Source organism: Dehalobacter sp. TBBPA1 (assembly GCF_040931655.1).
GTDB classification, from domain to species: Bacteria; Bacillota; Desulfitobacteriia; order Desulfitobacteriales; family Syntrophobotulaceae; genus Dehalobacter; species Dehalobacter restrictus.
On the sequence record NZ_CP162385.1, the window covers coordinates 1,426,811 to 1,445,093 of the forward strand.

Sequence of the window (18,283 nt, forward strand, 5' to 3'; positions counted from 1 at the left end):
AAAGATATGCAGCTGTTTATAGAAAAGTTTGTGAAAGGCCTTATTATCCATAAACGGGTCGTTTTACTAATCTATTTGGCAGTCATTATTGCCAGTATTGCGCTTATACCCAGTATTACAGTTAACTATGATTTAGCGGAATATCTGCCGGAACACTCCTTGACCAAGCAGGCGATTACGCTTGTGGATCAGGAGTTTGGTTATCCGGGAACTGCTCAGGTCATGGTGGAAGGCATTTCTATACGGGAAGCCCTTGAAGCCAAGGAAAAAATCAAAGAGGTTCCGGGTGTAAAAAATGTGATTTGGCTGGATGATGTCACAGATGTTACGGTTCCGGAGGCCTTTATTTCCCAAAACGTTCTGGATAGTTACTATAAAGATGGAGCTGCCTTGTTTCAAGTTGAATTTGCTCAGGGGGATTATTCCACTGGAACAGGGGATGCCCTGAAGGCGATCCGGGCTTCGTTAGGCGAAAATGTCAGTATCACGGGAGAAGCTGAAGATTCGAGCCATATGCGGGAAGTGCTTGGCTCGGAAATGTCCAAGATTATGATCATCGTTATTCCGCTCTGTGTCCTCATCCTGATGTTGGCATGTTACTCCTGGATAGAACCGCTGCTGTATTTAAGCGTCATAGGGGTTTCTGTGATTATCAATGCCGGAACGAATGCCTTTTTCCATAACATATCTTTCATCACCAATTCAATTGCTGCGGTGCTGCAATTCGCCATTTCGATGGATTTTTCGTTGTTTCTTTGCCACCGCTATCTTGAGGAAAAGGATGCCGGGGCCGAGGTTTTTTCTGCAATTGCCAAAGCAGTAAAAAATACACTTTCATCTATTTCGGCGAGCGCGCTGACGATTATAGCTGGGTTTTTAGCCCTGCTGTTTATGCAGTACGGGATCGGCAAGGATCTCGGACTGGTATTGGTTAAGGGAATCTGTCTGAGCTATATCAGTGTGATCATTTTGCTGCCGATTATGATTGCGATCTTCCACAAAACGATTGACAAAACCCGGCACAGGCCCCTCGTTCCGCCTTTTATGAAGATAGGCCGGGGCACAATCAAAGTAAGATATCTGTTGTTTGCCCTGGTTGTGATGATTGTTATTCCGTCTTTCCTGGCACAAAAGAATACTGACTTTTTATATGGGAATACTTCCGGAAGTTCCAGTGAGGGAACCATTGTCGAGGAAAGAAATAACATTGAAAGCTGCTTCGGTGTCTATAATCCTGTTGTGATTTTAGTTCCAAATGACGATATTGCTGCTGAAATACAGCTGGCCCAGGAACTGGAGGAACAGAAATATATCCGCGATGTTCAGACTCTGGTCACGCTGGCAGATCCTGCAATCCCACGTTCTTTACTGCCGCAAAGCGTCAGGGATATGTTCCTGTCGGAACATTATACCCGTATGATCGTTCTTATGAACATTGCCGGTGAAACGCCCGAGACTTTTGAAGCCGTTGCAGAACTCGAACAGTCGGTGCAAAAGTATTACCCTGATGAATGGTATGCCGCGGGGAATGCCACCAGTATCGCCGATATCAAAAATACTGTTGAACAGGACACGCGTACAGTTAACCTGTTTTCAATTCTGTCTGTGGGTCTGATTATTCTGCTGACGTTCCGTTCCATATCTGTTCCGGTGCTGCTGATCGCAGTCATTGAGTCTTCTATCTGGATCAATATGGGGATACCCTATTTTCAGGGATCAAGTCTGGTGTTTATCGGTTATTTGGTTGTGAGTTCCATCCAGCTTGGCGCAACGATTGATTATGGGATTCTGATGTCCAACCGTTATCTCGAATTCAGGAAGACACAAAAACCCAGAGACGCAGTACTGTCTGCGTTGAATACTGCCGGGAACACCGTGATGATCTCAGCATTGATTCTTGCCGTGGCGGGTTTTGCGGAAGGAATGCTTTCCCAAATTAAAGCTATCAGTGATATTGGTATTTTGCTGGGCAGGGGTGCGGCACTGTCAGGACTGATGGTCCTTGTTTTACTGCCGGTGCTGCTGATGACGTTTGATAAAGTAATGATGAAAACCACTTTGTCTGCGAAAGAAAGTGGGAGGGAGGAGACAATCCGATGAAAAAACTAATCGCATGCTTTCTGACTGTAATACTGATGATTCCCGTATTATCTTTATCCGCATCTGCTTCAGATACGGAGAGTACGACAAGCAACCAAAATATGACCGTTGTCAAAGATGAGACCGTTTATGCGGACCTGAAAACGGATGGAAGTATTTCCGGTATTACAGTCGTTAATAGGATTGATACGCCTGTGTCCGGCATTTACTTGGACTACGGTGTCTACGATTCGATTACCAACCTTTCCGGCAGTGAAACCCCAGTGCTCACGGACGGCAAGATTTCCTGGCAGCTGCCGGCACGGGATGCGGGTTTCTATTATCAGGGCAAACTGGCTGATGGAGAACTGCCATTTGCGTTTGCTGTTGCTTATCGGCTGAACGGCCAGGAGGTTAAGCCCGAGGACATTGTCGGCAAAGAAGGAAGAATTGAAATTAGGCTGAAGATTCAGCCGAATGCTGAAGCCAAAGCGTATTACCAGGAAAACTATCTTTGTCAGGTCCAGCTGCCGCTGGCTCTGGATGAAAACACGGTCGTTTCTTCATCAGGAGCCTCCACCATGATTTCCGGCAAGACCCTAACACTGGCCTACATGGTGTTGCCCCAGAAAAATGCGCAGTATACGGTGGTTTATGATACTGAAAAATTTCAGATGGCGTCCATGACGATGACCTGCTCCTATTTTGACAGTTCCAATTTCCTGAATCTTAACATGGATACCGGAAGTATAACACATATGTCACGCGGAGCCGGGCAAATCGTTTCCGGTACGGAGAAGCTGAAGGCCGGTTTAATCGAATTGAATAAAGGCATAGCAAGTATTGCTTCGGGCTCTGCCAAACTACAGCAGGGAGCCGGCACGATGCGTCAGGGGATAGAACAATATTCAACCGGAGCATCAAGTCTCGCGGCGCAGTTTAAGCAGATCCGAGGCGGCACTGCCCAACTTTCCCAGCAGGGACAGGAACTTGCAGCTCAGTATACCAACCTTTCCTCCGGTGTAACTGCCATGATGGATCAATTAACGCCATTGCTGAATTCCCTGCCCGCTGAACAAAAACAGGCTTATCTCCAGCAGATCGGCAACATGAAGGCTCAACTATCCCAATATGGCACCGGCCTGTCCAACTATACAACGGGCATAGCCCAGTCTGCGCAAGGTATTACTGAATTTTCAGCAGGTTTGGATCAATTTGCGCAGCAGGGGGCGGAATTAAAAACAGGTGCTGTGGCACTGGCCGACAGTACAGCTGCGATAACGGGCGGCTTAAATCAGCTAGTATCCAGTTCAGCGGTTTTGCCTGATCAGGTTCAAAAACTGATTGACGGGCAAAGACAATTTAAAAATGGTATAGATGAGGCTTCCGGATTGCTGGAGACACTCTCATTTGGCAGCGGGGAAGAGACAAAGCCGGTATCTTTTGTGTCCTCGAAGATTTCCCCGAAAAGTGTTCAGTTTGTTATCCGGACTCCAGATTTGAAAGCTGCAGCAGATGAAAAGAGTGCAGTCACGGAGCCAGAAAGGCTATCTTTCTGGGAGCGTTTTATCAATCTATTTCGTTGATTTTTTTCAGAAGAATATTGAACTTTTGTGCTAATTATGATCTAATAATGACGGTGTTAAAAAAGCATTTTCTAAGGCTGATAACAGATTTCTTCAGCCTTTTGTTTATCCTTGAAGATCAATTTCAGCGATAGATAAGGAGATTGAAATGAACGATTATTTAGTTAAGGCTTTGGGTTATGACGGCAAGGTACGCGCTTACGCAGCTTTGACGACGGAAACCGTCGGTGAAGCCCAGCGCAGGCATCAGACCTGGCCGACAGCATCGGCGGCACTCGGCCGCACACTGACCGCCGGTCTAATGCTCGGAGCAATGCTCAAAGGCGATGAACAACTGACTGTCAAGATTGAAGGCAACGGCCCGTTGGGTATTATCCTGATTGACGCCAATGCGCACGGGGAAGTCAGGGGCTATGTCACCAATCCTCAAACGCATTTGGATCTAAATCGGATCGGGAAATTAGACGTCAGCGGAGCTGTAGGTTCTGCAGGCACATTGTCTGTTGTTAAGGACCTGGGTATGCGGGATTACTTTACCGGGCAGGTTCCGTTATATTCCGGAGAAATCGGGGAAGACTTTACCTATTATCTCGTCAAATCCGAACAGATCCCTTCTTCGGTCGGACTCGGTGTCTTGGTTGCACCGGATCATACAATTCAAGCTTCCGGCGGCTTTATTATCCAGCTATTGCCCGGAACTGCTGAAGAGACCATTTCTGAAATTGAAGAACATCTTAAAACGATTACGCCGGTCTCAACGATGATTCAGCATGGATTTACACCAGAGGAGATGCTGGAAGAAATTTTAGGCAAAAACAATGTTCAGGTACTCGAGAAAATGCCGGTGAAATTTCAATGCCAGTGTTCCAAGGAGCGGATCGGCAACGCGATGATCAGCTTAGGCAAAGAGGAAATCGAAGAGATCATTCAAACCGACGGCCAGGCGGAAGCCCAGTGTCATTTTTGCAACGAGACCTACCTGTTTTCGAGAGAGGAACTAGAGACGCTGAAGGATGCCACAAGGTAGAAAGGAACAGTACAGGATATGAAAGCCTTAATCACCGGGGCCAGTTCAGGTATTGGCCGGGATATTGCCAGAGTGCTGAGCACGAAAGGCTATGATTTAATCTTGGTTGCACGGCGTCTTGACAGGCTGGAAGAATTAAAGAAAGAGCTTTCCTGCAATGTCCAGACGATCAGCCTCGATCTTGCACAGGAGGAATCCTGTTTCCGACTCTATGACCTGGTCAAGAACCAGGAAATTGATATGCTGATCAATAATGCCGGGTTTGCTGTATACGGCGAATTTGATCAGACGGATCTTACCAGAGAATTGGAATTGATTCATACCAATATCAAAGCAGTTCATATCTTAATGAAACTGTTTCTGCAGGACTTCAAGCGGCGTAACCGAGGGTATATATTAAATGTGGCTTCTTCGGCTGCCTTTTTACCCGGGCCTTTGATGGCTGCTTACTATGCTTCGAAGGCCTATGTACTGAGACTGACGGAAGCTGTACATAAGGAGCTGCAAAAAACGAACAGCAAAGTGTATGTAGGCGTACTGTGTCCAGGGCCGGTGCATACCGAGTTTGAACAAAATGCCAAGATCACGTTTGGGGTAAAAGCACTGGACAGCCCTTATGTAGCCAGGTATACGGTTGACCGGATGCTCAAACATAAAAGGATGATTATTCCCGGGATATTGATGAAGGCTGCCTTTGCCCTTACGAAAATCCTGCCGCAAAAAATACTGTTGCATTTTCTCTATAAACTGCAAAAAGAAAAATTTGTTTAGAAATCCTTGCTTCGGGCATATTTACTGATATATTGACTGATGCACCGCCGTTGAAATTGTTTCAACGGATTTTTGTTATTTTGTTATTCTTATGGTTATTCTTTAGATCGTACTTATCCACGCTATCAGATATTTTTATATGGATGGGTTGATGTCGTCTGTTGACAGACATAAAGAAAACGAATAAGATAGTTGTTAGTACAACAGTTGCAAATACAACTATATGTAAAGGGGGTGATTCGTGTTGCTGATGAAAGACCTGTCGGTCATATTTCGGTTTAATCGCATTTATTCAATGAGAAGGTTGAGTAAATATCATTTGGGGCATTCTGAACAAGAAATTCTGATGTTTTTATCTAAAAACGATCAGGTAAATCAAGATATGATTGCTACTTTTTTTGTCATTGACAAGGGAGCGGTTGCCAAAAGCTTAAGCAAGCTCGAAGAAAAAGGGTATGTTAATCGAATGATAAACCCTGAAAACCACCGCGAGAAAATAATAACCCTAACGCCAAGAGGGTTGGAAATCATGGACAACATGCAGGAAATCCTGACTGACTGGCATACAGCCATCTATGAAGGGCTTGACGAAGAAGACATCGCACAGTTCCAAAAAATAATGTCGGTCATTGCCGCCAATAGCATGAAAGCCGTCAATGAATGCGAGAAAATTTAGACCAATCAAAAATCTAAAGATTGGAGTTAAGCAAGTTGAACAAATCAAATACGAAAAAGAGCTTTGTTCTCGTTATGATTCTATATCTGCTCGGTATTTTTATGGGTGCGATTGACACGGGAATTGTCACACCAGCCAGAACAGTTATTCAAAATAATTTGCTGGTCGATGAAAAAACCGGGATCTGGATGATTACGATTTATACACTGGCTTATGCGGCCAGTATTCCGATCATGGGTAAACTTGCTGATATGTTCGGACGCAAGTACATTTATCTTGCCAGTATCTTTCTCTTTGGTCTGGGTTCTTTATTCTGTGGTTTAGCCCAGGAGTTTAACAGCTTTACGGTCCTGCTCGCAGCCAGAATTGTCCAGGCGCTTGGTGGAGGCGGAATCCTTCCGGTTGCGACTGCTGAATTTGGCACGACTTTTCCTCCGGAAAAACGGGGGATGGCCCTGGGACTGGTTGGGGGAGTATACGGGATTGCCAATATTTTCGGTGCTTCGGCAGGCAGTGCAATTCTGGATATCTTTGGCAGCAGTAACTGGCAGTTTATCTTTTATGTGAATCTGCCGATCACGCTGTTTATCCTGATCGCCGGCTTCCTCTGTCTGCCAAACAACAGAAATGACAATGTCAAAAAGATTGATATCGGTGGAATCCTGATTCTGACCGTGATGATTCTAGCTTTAATGTATGGACTTAAAAATATTGACTTCTTTGATTTTAAGTCAACTTTAATCAGTACGAGTGTTTATCCTTTCCTGACCCTGTTTGTGCTTCTTATTCCTTTCTTTATCCTGGCTGAGAAAAAAGCAGAGGATCCGGTGATGAATTTATCGTATTTTACAAACTCGAGGATCATGATCACCTTTATCATTGCCTTTATTACCGGAATTGTGTTAATGGGGATGATTTTTGTACCGCAGTTTGCCGAAAACTCACTGAAAATTGCTTCCGGAAGCGGCGGCTATTTTGTTATCATTCTCGGTTTGTTTGCAGGGGTTGGCGCTCCTTTATCCGGAAAGCTGATCGATCAATACGGACCTAAAATGATTCTAGGTCTAGGTTTTCTGATATCTTTGCTTGGTTCGCTGTTTCTAATCTTTGTCGCAGCTGACCAGCCCAGTATGCTGACGGTAAACATCAGTCTGGTTCTCATGGGTCTTGGTATGGGCTTTACGATGGGCACACCATTAAATTATATGATGCTGGAAAATGCCAAAGATGAAGAGTCCAATTCGGCACTCGCCGCCTTGTCTCTTGTTCGATCGATCGGAACGGCGATTGCGCCGGCAGTCATGGTTGGTTTTCTGGCGCATGCCGGAGTAGCGGTTCAGAATAATGTAATGAACCTGCTGCCCAAAGAAGTCTCCATGCCGAAACTGCCGTATGCACAGGAACTTACAACAGAAATCAATGAGATGAAAAGCAATCCAATGATGAAAAATGTTCTGGCAACCGTCGATATGCCCAACTTTTCCTATCTGGAAAAGATTGAAATCAATATGAACAGCAGCAATGACTATCAAATTCCTGATGAACTGATGGATAAGGTAAAAGCTTCCGATGTAACAACCATCACGGAGAACAGCAAACTGCTTGCAGAAAGCTTCTTTGCAGATAAGACTCCGGATATGGTTGCGAATATACAGGCCGGGATACAGAATGGAATTGATGCGCTTACGTCCGTAGAATCGATGCCTCAGTCAAACGTATCCTTTCAGAATACGATAACAAAAATGACGGTCTTAAAAGATGCCGTCCCGGGAGCTTTTAACACAGCCAAACAAAATTATCTCGCGGAGATTGACCAGAGAAGTACAGCCATTGAATCAGAATTCCAAAAAACCTTAAACAGCGGATTTAAGCAGGTGTATCTGACAGTTACGATTTCTTCTCTGATTGGCTTGATCTTCCTGTGCTTCTATCGAAGAAAACCAGTCAATAAGCAAGGATAGAGCTAAACACAAGCCGCAAATGTATAGAATTAATATTTTGAGTTGCTTCTTTTTATATTCTTGGGTAATTGTAGCCTTACACAGATATTCCGCTCGCACGTTTTCGTGGCTACTCGCACAAATCCTCGCTAACATGCCAAAACCTCTGGGCCTTTTAGAATGTTCACCGTTGGCATGTCTTGACGCTGCGGTTTTTGCTCGCTTAACGCCACTGACACTTAACGCTCGACTCCATATCTGTGTAAGGCTACAATATTTGAAGAATTCAGCAGTATGAAGTGTCTGGCATTGATATAATAAACATTAATTCCATTTTAAAGCATTCAGAACAGCAAATAAGCGACGAGAGACCTTTATATAATGGCTTAATGGACCCGAAATATAACGTCATGTAGTCTATCTGCGGCCAAGCGGAGCACGATGCGGAGCGCGGCTATTTGCGCCATGGATGGCGCAATAGCCGAAGAGCAGTTAGGCTACATGATGTAAACCCAGAGTTTACTATTAAACAATAAAAACGCTGCCGGCAAAATTGTCGGCAGCGTTGTAGCAGTGCTCTTGATTGGGCTTTTTATTGCACATTCTTGAATTTTGAAGAGGGTGCACCACAAACGGGGCATTTTTCCGGTGCTTCGTTTTTATGGATATAGCCGCATACCTGGCAGTAATAATAGTCATTGTCTGCCGTTAAATCTTTAAGTGCGTCTTTGTATAAGGCGGCATGCGATTTCTCAGCCTCGTTGGCTAAATGAAAAACTCTTTGTGCTTCAGAATTGCCTTCGTCTTTTGCTTTCTCCAGAAAACGCGGATACATTTTCGTGAACTCAAAAGTTTCACCATCGATCCCAGCTTTAAGATTTTCTTCTGTTGATTTCAGCATACCCAGCACTTTCATCTGGCTTAACGCATGCAGGGCTTCAGCTTCAGCTGCTGCCCGAAATAGCTTGGCAGCGCCGTTATATCCTTCTTCTTCAGCTTTCTGAGCGAAAGCGGTATATTTTCGGTTAGCCTGAGATTCGCCAGCAAAAGATTCTTTCATATTGTCTTGCGATGTCATATAAATCCCTCCTTATCATTCTCCACTTTCATAATATTACCATAAATAGCCTATAATTGTAATATTATATCCTATTTTGTCCCAAAGTATCGGAAATATTTTTCTTGACATTGACGCGACGTCAAGGTGTATCCTAGTTTTGAGGTGAGTGGTGTGGAATATTCTGTACAGAAACTTAGCCGGTTGGCAGGCATCAGTCCCAGAACAATAAGGTATTATGATCAGATGGGGCTTCTAAAGCCGGCCAGGATTAATTCTTCAGGCTATCGCCTATACGGACAGGCGGAAGTAAACAGGCTGCAGCAGATCTTGCTTTATCGTGAACTGGGTATGGGGCTGGAAACTATTAAGGAAGTGATCAATTCACCGTCTTTTAATGAACTAAAAGCTTTCCGGGAGCACCTTTCACAGCTGCTGGAAAAAAAAGCGCAGCTTGAAAGCCTTATCGTGAATATTGAGAAAACGATTGCGTCTTATGAAGGGAGAATGACCATGTCTGACCAAGAAAAATTTGAAGGACTCAAGAAAAAAATGATTCAAGAAAATGAAACAACTTATGGCGAGGAAATCCGCCAAAAATATGGAGACGATGTTGTCGATCAGTCCAATCAAAAATTTCAGGGCATGAAACCTGAGGAGTATGAAGAAATGACTAGGCTTTCTGCCATGATTACGGAAAAGCTTGAAGCAGCTTTCCAAACAGGTGATCCTGCCTCCGGACTTGCTCAGGAAACCGCAGAGCTGCACCGTAACTGGCTGAGCTATTTTTGGAAGGAATACAGCAAAGAAGCACATGCCGGTCTGGGACAAATGTATGCTGATGACCCGAGGTTTACAGCCTACTATGATAAGAAGCATCCTGGGACAGCAGCCTTTTTACGGGATGCGATCCTTATTTATACCGGGATGAACGAATAGAAAAAGGTTCACTTCCGTTTTGCCATTTCCATATATTATCTTGAAGGTTTGTATAAGATCAAGATGGACATGGCAAAGGAGGAGCCTTCTATTGAAAAGAGATATTCATTATTATGCGCTTTTGGCATTTTGCAGGTCATGTGGGTTCAACAAGGAAAGCTCCAGAAAAATTGCCTATGCTTCGCAGTATGTGGATGATGCCAGAATTAATCTGATGACGATCCAAAATCCGGCACCGGAAGTCAGTGTTGACCGCTCTGATAACCGTGCCGTTTTTTTAAATATGGCAACCTGTCATTCCTATTTTAAAATAAAAACGTTTAATTACGAGGCAATGATCAACAATACTTGCGCCTTTCATTTTGTCCCTGGCTGTAAAGGAGAAAACTTCACGAAGAAACTCCGCTGTAAAGAGGAGTCGCCAGTGGCCCTGGTGCTTTTAAATGAGGCCCTGGACGACAATAATCTGATTAAATTTGGGATTGTTCTGCATGCTTATGCCGATACTTTTTCACATCAGGGTTTCAGCGGCATGCTCAGCAAAGTGAATGATATTAATCATTGCGGAGCGCGCAATGAAGTCTACTTAGGAATACCTGATCTGATTTTGTATTTGTTTAAACAGTTATGCGGAGAAAAATATGACGAAATGTTTGACCGTATTATACCCGCTTATGGCCACGGGCAGGCGTTGACCTTTCCTGATCTGCCTTACCTTGTTTGGTCCTATCGGTATGACAGCAGCGATACCTTCGAGGGCAGATACACCGTTGTGGAGATTGACAATAAAGAAAGGTATCAGCGAGCTTTGGCCAAAATAAAAGGGTACCTTGAGATTTATTTAAAAAAACATCCTGAATTCCGGGATTCAAATTATCAATTCGATAATACCCCTAAACTTATGAGCCAGCTGATTAATAAAGATTCGGATAGAAACAGGGAAGAAAGCTGGATTGCCTTCATGCTTAAATACGGGATGTTTCAGAAAAATGAATGGTCTGGCATTATCTATCAGGAGAGTGAATGGCTGAGAAAAGCTTTTCAAAATTTTAATCCCCAAACCTTTAATAACAGGAGAGTAGAAAATGTGATTCTTGCTGATCATTTTGCAGAATCCGACTGGTACCATTTTTATCAGGCGGTCAAGTGGTATAAAAAAAGATTCTTTGAATGCTGTCATCAAAACAAACTGTTTATTCCTAAATAACGAAGAGAGCAAAGAGGTAGGTTTGGGAGGGGATCGTAAAAAATAGGCAAAAAAAAAGGACCTTTTGTCCCAAAAATTGCTGCTATTCACTGATTCTTTGATGTTCGAAAAGTTCTCTGCTTCTTCTGTAACCAAAAAGACCAACTAAGCCCAGGATCAGAACCTTCATCCACAATTCATAAAATTCCTTGCTCTTTCCAAGTTTTAAGACGGTTTGATATAACTGCGGGGCCAGGCTCTCAATCGCTTTCATTTTATCCTGCATTGTGCTGTAAGGACCCGTGATTTCCTGATATTTGTCACATAACAATTTGTTTTTAGCCTGAATGAGCCGGTCTGTATTGGGTTTTCGCGTTCTTGGCTGGACGGTATGCGGCTTAGCAAAAGTGAAAGATACGTTATTTCCGGAAAAATAAAATTCCTGGTCATTGTATCCGGCATCTCTTAAACCGTTTAGAAAAGCGTCCCGCATTGCTGTATTCGGAAAAGCAAGATCAATATCCATCGTTAATTCCGAAGGATCAGAAAATTCGCCTAATTTAAAACCTGTAAGCCACCAGTGTTTTTCTGATCGGGTAAAGAGCACGCTTCCATTCTTCCTTAACACGAAGGACATCGGCAGCAATTCGTCGTTGTCTGCAGATTTATAAAACATTCCGCTAAAAATTCCTGGAAGCGTAAAATGAAATGCCCCGGTATAAATCCCGATTTCTCCGCCGGTTACCAGATCGTACTGGCCTTTCCAGAAACCAATCATCCATTTCTTGCCGTCATATTCAAAATAAACCGGTTCACAATCAATAATCATACCCGTCGGGGCTGATACCTCATCATAAATTCGGCAATATCCGGCATTTCTTTGCCATGGATTTAAAGTCGCGTAAAAAATATCCTGTTCTGGATCATACCGATAACCGGCATTTTCAATCACCTGATCCAAATCGGGGTCACCGGTACCTTGAGCGGGAACCGCAAGACGTTTCATAATTTCAGGATTGGAGATTCCGGTTTGAATAGGATAGCGAATGAAAGCGTTGGATTTGTGAAATAACATTGGATTCGCCCCTTAACAGATTTATTTTTAGAAATATTTGACAATGATATTTTATGTAAAAAGGACAAACTCTGGAACAGGTTTGTCCGTGACAAATAAAATTTTTAAAATAAATAGAATTTTAGGATTCAACGCTTAAAGGTTGTAACCTGACTGTATTGGCTCTTAAAAAGATGATAATAATCAGAGCTGTCATCAATACTTCCATCCAGGCTTCCAGGGAAGGGGTGCGTTTGCCAATTTTTTTCACTTTCTTGTACATTCTGGGATCTTGTTTTTCCAACAATTTGAGCCGTTCCTGGACGGTACCCTCAGAGCCGGTTATTTCCTGATATTTTTCACATAAGAATTTATTTTTGCGCTGGATCAACTGATCAGTCAATCGTGTGCGGGTCCAGGGCTGGGCCGTCTTGGGGATATCGAACGTGAAGCTTACGCTGTTATCCTCTACGGCTAATTCGTGCTCGTTGTAGCCGACTTTACGCATTCCTGCGAGAAAAGCATTCCTCATATTAACGTCTTTCAACTTGAGGCAGATATCCATCGTCAGCTCATTCGGCTCAGCAAATTCTCCAAGTTTGAAACCAGTCAGCCACCAATGTTTTGCTTTTCTGGAGAAAAGTTTTTTTCCATTTTTCTTGATGGTATACGACATGTCCAGAAGTTCCTTATCGTTGACGGACTGGTAAACAAGACCGTTTGACTTATACAGGCCGATTTCACCGCCGCTGACCAAATCATACTGACCTTTCCAAAGACCAATCATCCACTTCTCGTTGAGGTAATCAAAGGTTATGGGTTCACAGTCGATAATCATGCCAAGCGGTGCGGCAGCCTCATCAAAAAGCCGGCAGTAACCGATATACCTTTGCCAGGGCTTCATATTCGAGATAAAAATATCCTGTCGCGCATCATAGGAATAACCGGCAATTTCAATGATTTCATCAAGATATTCGTCACCGGTACCAACGGAGACAGACCCGGTATGAGATTTATTTTCTTCTGTTGCAAGTGCTGAATCAGCTTCAGTCTTTGTTCTAGTTTCAGTCTCAGTCTCAGTCTCTATTGATGTCGCCGCTGTTGTCCCGGTATCGGTTATTGATTTATCCCAGGTTGATTGCTGCATACTTTGATAATAAGAGTATGAGGCATTTCTGTTAAATAATAACATCTTCCTTCCTCCTTAATAGAATACCAATATATGGATATAATATGTAAAAATACCCAGTATGCAAATACTGGGTATTGATAAATTGAGATTAATGACTCGGTCTGCTCTGTCCCTGCATACCCTGACCCTGAATGCTTTGCCCATACTGAGAAGGAGAAGGCTGCTGGCTTTGGCTTTGCTGGCCCTGCTGGCTGACCATATTTTGACTCTGCTGGCTCATCTGAAGTAACTGGCCCTGAGTCTGATCAATAAGTTGGCCCATCTGTTCCAGTACTTGGTGAGCCTGGATCTGCTGATTGGCCTGTGTCAAAGCGGTCATCGCCGTTTGGATAGCTTGTCGCAGCTGTTGATCTGCCTGCTGTTTCTGCTGCTGGGTCTGGTTGCGGAAGCCCTGAATTTGCTGCTGAAGCTGATTGGCTGCCTGCTGGCTCTGCTGAATGATTTCGTTCTGATTTACTGTACTACCCTGAGAAGAAGAGTTACTGAATGATACTTGTTTCAACTGATTCATGGTGTTTTCCATTGCGGATAACTGGCTTCTCAGATCGCCGATTTCCTCACTAACTTCCATGTCTTTTTTGGCAGAAGCTAAGATGGTCTTGTTTTTTTCATCCATTTATTTTTACCTCCATAAGCAATTATGACCTAACTTATTTTTGTCAAATAACAAAAATATTATTAAGTTAAATTTTTCTGCAAAAAAATTTTCGGTAAAATAATACCGATCATTAGTGCTTATGGACAATAATTACTTTGAATACGTTTACGTTGATCTGCTTTACTCCGGCTGACGTACTTGTGTATCGATTCCCTCAAACTGCATGTTGTAATACCGGGCATAGATCCCGTCAAGATTAATCAACTGGCGGTGAGTGCCTCTTTCTTGAATGCCCTCATCTGTAATGACAATAATTTCGTCAGCATTTTTAATGGTACTCAGACGATGGGCAATAATAACCGTCGTCCGGTTATGCGATAGCTTGGACAGAGACTCCTGAATATAGCGTTCACTTTCATTATCCAGTGCCGAAGTCGCTTCATCCAGGATTAATATCGGCGGGTTCTTCAAAAATACCCTTGCTATCGACAGTCGCTGTTTTTGTCCTCCAGAAAGCCGGACGCCCCGTTCACCGACGAACGTGTCATAACCAAGTTCCAAAGACATGATGAATTCATGAATGTTGGCACTGCGGGCAGCCTCAATGATTTCCTGGTCGGAGGCATTCGCTTTGCCGTAGGCAATATTCTCCTTGATCGTACCGTTGAACATATAGACATCCTGCTGCACGATCCCGATCGCATTTCTTAAGGATTCCAGCGTGATATCCCGGATGTCGTTACCGTCAATCGTAATGGTTCCTTCGGTAACGTCATAGAAACGGGGGAGTAGGGAGCACAGTGTTGTTTTTCCGCCGCCAGAGGGACCCACCAGAGCAACTTTCCTTCCGGTAGGAATTCGGACGCTGACATTTTGGAGGACATCATCATCGAGGTTGTATCGGAAAGAAACATTGGAAAATTCTATTTCACCTTTGACATTTTCCAGAGGCAGGGCGTTTGGTTTTTCCATAATATCAGGTTTTGTCTCCATAATTTCCTCAAAGCGTTTAAACCCGGCAAAACCCTTTTGAAACTGTTCGGTAAAATTAATCAGTACTTCCAATGGTTGAACAAAGATATTGATGTAAAGCAGGTAAATGACAAGTTCCGTAAGTGTTAGTGATCCACCGGCAATGGACAGGCCGCCGGAGATAATGACGACAATATAAAGCAGCCCGGAAAGGAAGGAATTCCAGGCAAAATAACCTCCCATCATTTTATAGCTGCCGGCTTTGGATGCCAGAAAGTCCTGATTGCTTTTCCGGAATTTCATTTTTTCTGCTTCTTCGTTGGCAAAGGACTTGACCACCCGGATTCCAGCCAGACTATCCTGAAGGCTTGTGTTGACTTTGGCAATTTTGACCCGGTTATCTAGGAAGACCGCTTTCATCTTGAGATTACGCTGAATACTGAAAATCACCATGATCGCTGTGACAGCGAGCAGGATAAGAGTCATTGGCACATTCAGCAGCATCAGCAAAACAAATGACCCGATGATTTTCAGGAAGGAAATAAAGATATTCTCCGGTCCGTGATGCGCCAGTTCGGAAATGTCAAAAAGGTCATTGACGAGTCTGGACATCAGCTCACCGGTATTGTTCTGGTCGTAGTAAGAGAAAGACAGACGCTGAAAGTGCGTGAATAAATCTCTGCGCATGTCGGCTTCCATCCGGGCTCCCATGATATGGCCCCAGCAAGTGATAAAATACTGGCAAAAGTAGCGGATTATGTAGAGTGTCAGCAATACTGCGCTGAAAAAGCCGATACTGTGCAGGATCACTTCTCTGCCTTGTGTAAAAACATTTTTGCTTAAGTGATTTAGGATTTGAGGGAAGGACAGATCGACGACGGAGACAATCACTGCACAAAGCATATCCGTATAAAACAACAGGCGGTAAGGCTTATAATAACGAACAAAACGGTTCAGGATATTCATGCTGCCGAGCCACGCTTTCTAAAAATAAAGCCTGCAAATACTTGCAGGAATCTTACTCTTTTCTCGGAACAGTATAGCATATTTCATTAAAATTAAAAAATCAGGCGGATGGGTTCCATTCTATGGAAAAAATGAAATTAATATTTCTGTCAGAAATCAAAGGGGAAATGTGCTTTCTAATAGAATATTTATGCAAAGTCATTAATAGATGCGCACGAAAAAATAGACAATCATAATGATTTCGGCACCGATCTTGACAGCAGTACCGCCAAGGACACCGAGCAGTGTACCTAAACCAATTTGGATTGTCTTCTTTAATTCCGTACCACGGATCAGTTCGGCTGCAATCGCCCCCAAAAACGGACCGAGAATGATACCAAGCGGTCCAAGAACGATCAAACCCAGAATGGTGCCGATCACTGCGCCCCAGGCTGCCTGCTTGCTTCCACCGAAGCGTTTCGTTCCGATAGCCGAGGCAAAATAATCCACAAAGAACAGCAGGATTACGACCAGGGCCTGCAGGATGAAAAAGTAGGCATTTAATGTTGCGAAGCCTGTCATGAAGCCATAGACCAGCATGCCTGCATAGATCAAAATGACGCCGGGCAAAACGGGAAGAACAGTTCCAACAATACCCGCAATAAAGAGAACAACCGCAATGATTAAAGCAATCATATCCATTCTTTCTTCCCTCCATTTTCAGATAGGATCATTCATATGTTCTATGATAATAACCAATGAATTTGCTGCTTACCCGTATAAATATACTGGATTGGAAAGAAAAATTCAATTTTTTAATGCAAACAGCTCGGTTATGTTCAAGTCATTGACATAAAAATGATGCTAAAAGTTAACTATTAGCATCATCCTATTTGTGTTGATAACTCTTGCCAGCAAAGTTGTTAATATCTGCGGGCACCAAGATAACTGGACGAATGCGCGCTTAGATTGGATACGACAACGCCGGTTGAATAATTAAAGGCGTGCACATATTGTCCTCCGCCAATATAAATACCGACGTGTGAGGCGCCCCGGGCATAGGTCGAGAAAAAGACAAGGTCTCCAGGCTGCAGCTCATCCCTGCCAACCGGGGTACCGGAAGCATACTGCGCGAAAGAGGAATGGGGAAGGGAGACACCGGCCGCAGCGTATACATAGCGGGTAAATCCGGAACAGTCAAACCCGCCGGGGCTTATTCCACCATAAACATACGGGCATCCGACATAGCCCAGTGCATAATCAACGACATTTGAATAGCTATTGGATCTGGAAGCAACCAGGATCGGCTTGGCAGTCGGGCCTTCGGCAATCACTTCAGTCACAGCGTCCTGGAGAATCGTTTCCTTGACAACCTGCTTTTCCGAATACTTGCCGTTACTCTGGACATAAGAATAGGTTACGGACTTCGATCCGTCACTGCCTGCCGTAATCACTTCTTTTTTACCAAAGCCGAGCTTATAATCCTTCTTGGTGATGGTATCATATTGGATTTTCTGCGTTTCCGTATATTTTCCCTGACAGATGACCGTAAGGGAGTTATGGTCAATCAGAGATTTCAAAACCTGTTCAGGTGATTGAATTTGAGAAAGCCCGGCCGTTGTTTTGGAGGATATGACGTCTTCGGCGATCTTAACGGAAGTCACGACATTATCTTTCGTGGGTTTCACGTAATACGCCTGAAATTCTTTTAAGACCTGATCAATATCTTCCGCTTCCGGCAAAACGGCAATCACAGTACCATTAATGGTGAACTGATAGGCATCGTAGGGGTGATTAATTTTTTCTTCAACATTGTTTGGCCGCAGCGCAGAACGAAGATAATCGGCATTGCTGACGGTGATATTGGTATAGGCCATCTCGTAAGGTTTTTCTTTGGCTGCAGACGCCATAAGTGTATCTGCGGTATTCTGGTTAAAGACGAGTCCAAGTTGTTTCCCGTTGACTGAGACAGCGACGGCATTCATTGGGGTGGCAAGGTAACAGGCAAACGACCCGATTAATATCATTGTAATAAATAAACCACCGAGCAGGCGCGGTGATTTCCATGATATTTTTTTAAGGCAGGTCAAGGTAACGCAAATGATCTGCTTAAAATGCATCAAATTTTCACCTTTCTTAGCTTACGAGGTTAGTTGACGGATTCGGACCAAAGGTATAGGCCCTACGCAAAATGCGATTCACCCCAGAAAAAGAAGTTCCCCCGCTCCAGGCTGGCCTGGATTCAGCTCTTTATTTAGTTC

General features: G+C 43.8%; 15 protein-coding genes and 1 riboswitch. Of the genes, 8 read left to right on the forward strand and 7 right to left on the reverse strand.

Going from position 1 to position 18,283, the window contains the following annotated elements:
• Window positions 1–6: 6 nt before the first annotated feature.
• From AB3489_RS07105 to AB3489_RS07130, 6 genes are all read left to right on the forward strand, one after another.
• The gene (locus AB3489_RS07105) at window positions 7–2,100 is read left to right on the forward strand and encodes an RND family transporter (RefSeq protein WP_368294490.1); all 2,094 of its coding nucleotides are present in this window, start codon (window positions 7–9) and stop codon (window positions 2,098–2,100) included.
• Complete coding sequence (locus tag AB3489_RS07110; protein WP_368294491.1) at window positions 2,097–3,665, forward strand: hypothetical protein; 1,569 nt, start codon at window positions 2,097–2,099, stop codon at window positions 3,663–3,665. Before AB3489_RS07105 ends, AB3489_RS07110 begins: the two co-directional genes overlap by 4 nt.
• A gap of 148 nt (window positions 3,666–3,813) precedes the next feature.
• A complete protein-coding gene (gene hslO, locus AB3489_RS07115; RefSeq protein WP_368294492.1) occupies window positions 3,814–4,692 on the forward strand; it encodes an Hsp33 family molecular chaperone HslO in 879 nt (292 codons plus the stop codon).
• 18 nt (window positions 4,693–4,710) lie between these two features.
• Complete coding sequence (locus AB3489_RS07120; RefSeq protein WP_368294493.1) at window positions 4,711–5,463, forward strand: SDR family NAD(P)-dependent oxidoreductase; 753 nt, start codon at window positions 4,711–4,713, stop codon at window positions 5,461–5,463.
• A gap of 250 nt (window positions 5,464–5,713) precedes the next feature.
• Window positions 5,714–6,139 (forward strand): MarR family winged helix-turn-helix transcriptional regulator, encoded by a 426-nt coding sequence (locus tag AB3489_RS07125; RefSeq protein WP_287896170.1) that lies wholly within the window; start codon window positions 5,714–5,716, stop codon window positions 6,137–6,139.
• 35 nt (window positions 6,140–6,174) lie between these two features.
• Complete coding sequence (locus AB3489_RS07130) at window positions 6,175–8,100, forward strand: MFS transporter (RefSeq protein ID WP_368294494.1); 1,926 nt, start codon at window positions 6,175–6,177, stop codon at window positions 8,098–8,100.
• Window positions 8,101–8,671: 571 nt separating this feature from the next.
• On the opposite strand, the gene AB3489_RS07135 is transcribed toward AB3489_RS07130, so the two are convergent.
• Window positions 8,672–9,157: a rubrerythrin family protein gene (locus AB3489_RS07135; RefSeq protein ID WP_368294495.1), complete on the reverse strand. Its 486-nt coding sequence runs from the start codon at window positions 9,155–9,157 to the stop codon at window positions 8,672–8,674.
• A gap of 153 nt (window positions 9,158–9,310) precedes the next feature.
• Between AB3489_RS07135 and AB3489_RS07140 the strand changes: the two genes are divergently transcribed.
• Window positions 9,311–10,075: a MerR family transcriptional regulator gene (locus tag AB3489_RS07140; RefSeq protein ID WP_368294496.1), complete on the forward strand. Its 765-nt coding sequence runs from the start codon at window positions 9,311–9,313 to the stop codon at window positions 10,073–10,075.
• A 91-nt stretch (window positions 10,076–10,166) separates the two neighbouring features.
• On the forward strand, window positions 10,167–11,282 hold the full coding sequence (locus AB3489_RS07145) for a DUF6765 family protein (protein ID WP_368294497.1): 1,116 nt from the start codon (window positions 10,167–10,169) through the stop codon (window positions 11,280–11,282).
• 82 nt (window positions 11,283–11,364) lie between these two features.
• Here the strand turns inward: AB3489_RS07145 and AB3489_RS07150 are convergent, their stop codons facing one another.
• The 6 genes from AB3489_RS07150 to AB3489_RS07175 form a co-directional block, all read right to left on the reverse strand.
• A complete protein-coding gene (locus AB3489_RS07150; RefSeq protein ID WP_368294498.1) occupies window positions 11,365–12,336 on the reverse strand; it encodes a DUF4474 domain-containing protein in 972 nt (323 codons plus the stop codon).
• A 121-nt stretch (window positions 12,337–12,457) separates the two neighbouring features.
• The gene (locus AB3489_RS07155; RefSeq protein ID WP_368294499.1) at window positions 12,458–13,507 is read right to left on the reverse strand and encodes a DUF4474 domain-containing protein; all 1,050 of its coding nucleotides are present in this window, start codon (window positions 13,505–13,507) and stop codon (window positions 12,458–12,460) included.
• An 88-nt stretch (window positions 13,508–13,595) separates the two neighbouring features.
• Window positions 13,596–14,123 carry a hypothetical protein gene (locus AB3489_RS07160; protein ID WP_368294500.1) on the reverse strand — a complete coding sequence of 176 codons (528 nt, stop codon included), beginning with the start codon at window positions 14,121–14,123 and terminating at the stop codon, window positions 13,596–13,598.
• A 162-nt stretch (window positions 14,124–14,285) separates the two neighbouring features.
• Window positions 14,286–16,043 carry an ABC transporter ATP-binding protein gene (locus AB3489_RS07165; RefSeq protein WP_368294501.1) on the reverse strand — a complete coding sequence of 586 codons (1,758 nt, stop codon included), beginning with the start codon at window positions 16,041–16,043 and terminating at the stop codon, window positions 14,286–14,288.
• Window positions 16,044–16,244: 201 nt separating this feature from the next.
• The gene (locus AB3489_RS07170; RefSeq protein ID WP_019226085.1) at window positions 16,245–16,724 is read right to left on the reverse strand and encodes a DUF456 domain-containing protein; all 480 of its coding nucleotides are present in this window, start codon (window positions 16,722–16,724) and stop codon (window positions 16,245–16,247) included.
• A gap of 221 nt (window positions 16,725–16,945) precedes the next feature.
• Window positions 16,946–18,142 (reverse strand): C40 family peptidase, encoded by a 1,197-nt coding sequence (locus tag AB3489_RS07175; RefSeq protein WP_368294502.1) that lies wholly within the window; start codon window positions 18,140–18,142, stop codon window positions 16,946–16,948.
• Between the two features lie 3 nt (window positions 18,143–18,145).
• Window positions 18,146–18,280, reverse strand: a riboswitch (cyclic di-AMP (ydaO/yuaA leader).
• Between the last annotated feature and the right edge of the window lie 3 nt (window positions 18,281–18,283).

Coding starts and splice junctions, on each gene's coding strand:
- AB3489_RS07175 (WP_368294502.1), bottom strand. CDS start 18,142: ATGCATTTTAAGCAGATCATTTGCGTTACCTTGACCTGCCTTAAAAAA.
- AB3489_RS07135 (WP_368294495.1), bottom strand. CDS start 9,157: ATGACATCGCAAGACAATATGAAAGAATCTTTTGCTGGCGAATCTCAG.
- AB3489_RS07125 (WP_287896170.1), top strand. CDS start 5,714: ATGAAAGACCTGTCGGTCATATTTCGGTTTAATCGCATTTATTCAATG.
- AB3489_RS07150 (WP_368294498.1), bottom strand. CDS start 12,336: ATGTTATTTCACAAATCCAACGCTTTCATTCGCTATCCTATTCAAACC.
- AB3489_RS07110 (WP_368294491.1), top strand. CDS start 2,097: ATGAAAAAACTAATCGCATGCTTTCTGACTGTAATACTGATGATTCCC.
- hslO (WP_368294492.1), top strand. CDS start 3,814: ATGAACGATTATTTAGTTAAGGCTTTGGGTTATGACGGCAAGGTACGC.
- AB3489_RS07160 (WP_368294500.1), bottom strand. CDS start 14,123: ATGGATGAAAAAAACAAGACCATCTTAGCTTCTGCCAAAAAAGACATG.
- AB3489_RS07155 (WP_368294499.1), bottom strand. CDS start 13,507: ATGTTATTATTTAACAGAAATGCCTCATACTCTTATTATCAAAGTATG.
- AB3489_RS07170 (WP_019226085.1), bottom strand. CDS start 16,724: ATGGATATGATTGCTTTAATCATTGCGGTTGTTCTCTTTATTGCGGGT.
- AB3489_RS07105 (WP_368294490.1), top strand. CDS start 7: ATGCAGCTGTTTATAGAAAAGTTTGTGAAAGGCCTTATTATCCATAAA.
- AB3489_RS07120 (WP_368294493.1), top strand. CDS start 4,711: ATGAAAGCCTTAATCACCGGGGCCAGTTCAGGTATTGGCCGGGATATT.
- AB3489_RS07165 (WP_368294501.1), bottom strand. CDS start 16,043: ATGAATATCCTGAACCGTTTTGTTCGTTATTATAAGCCTTACCGCCTG.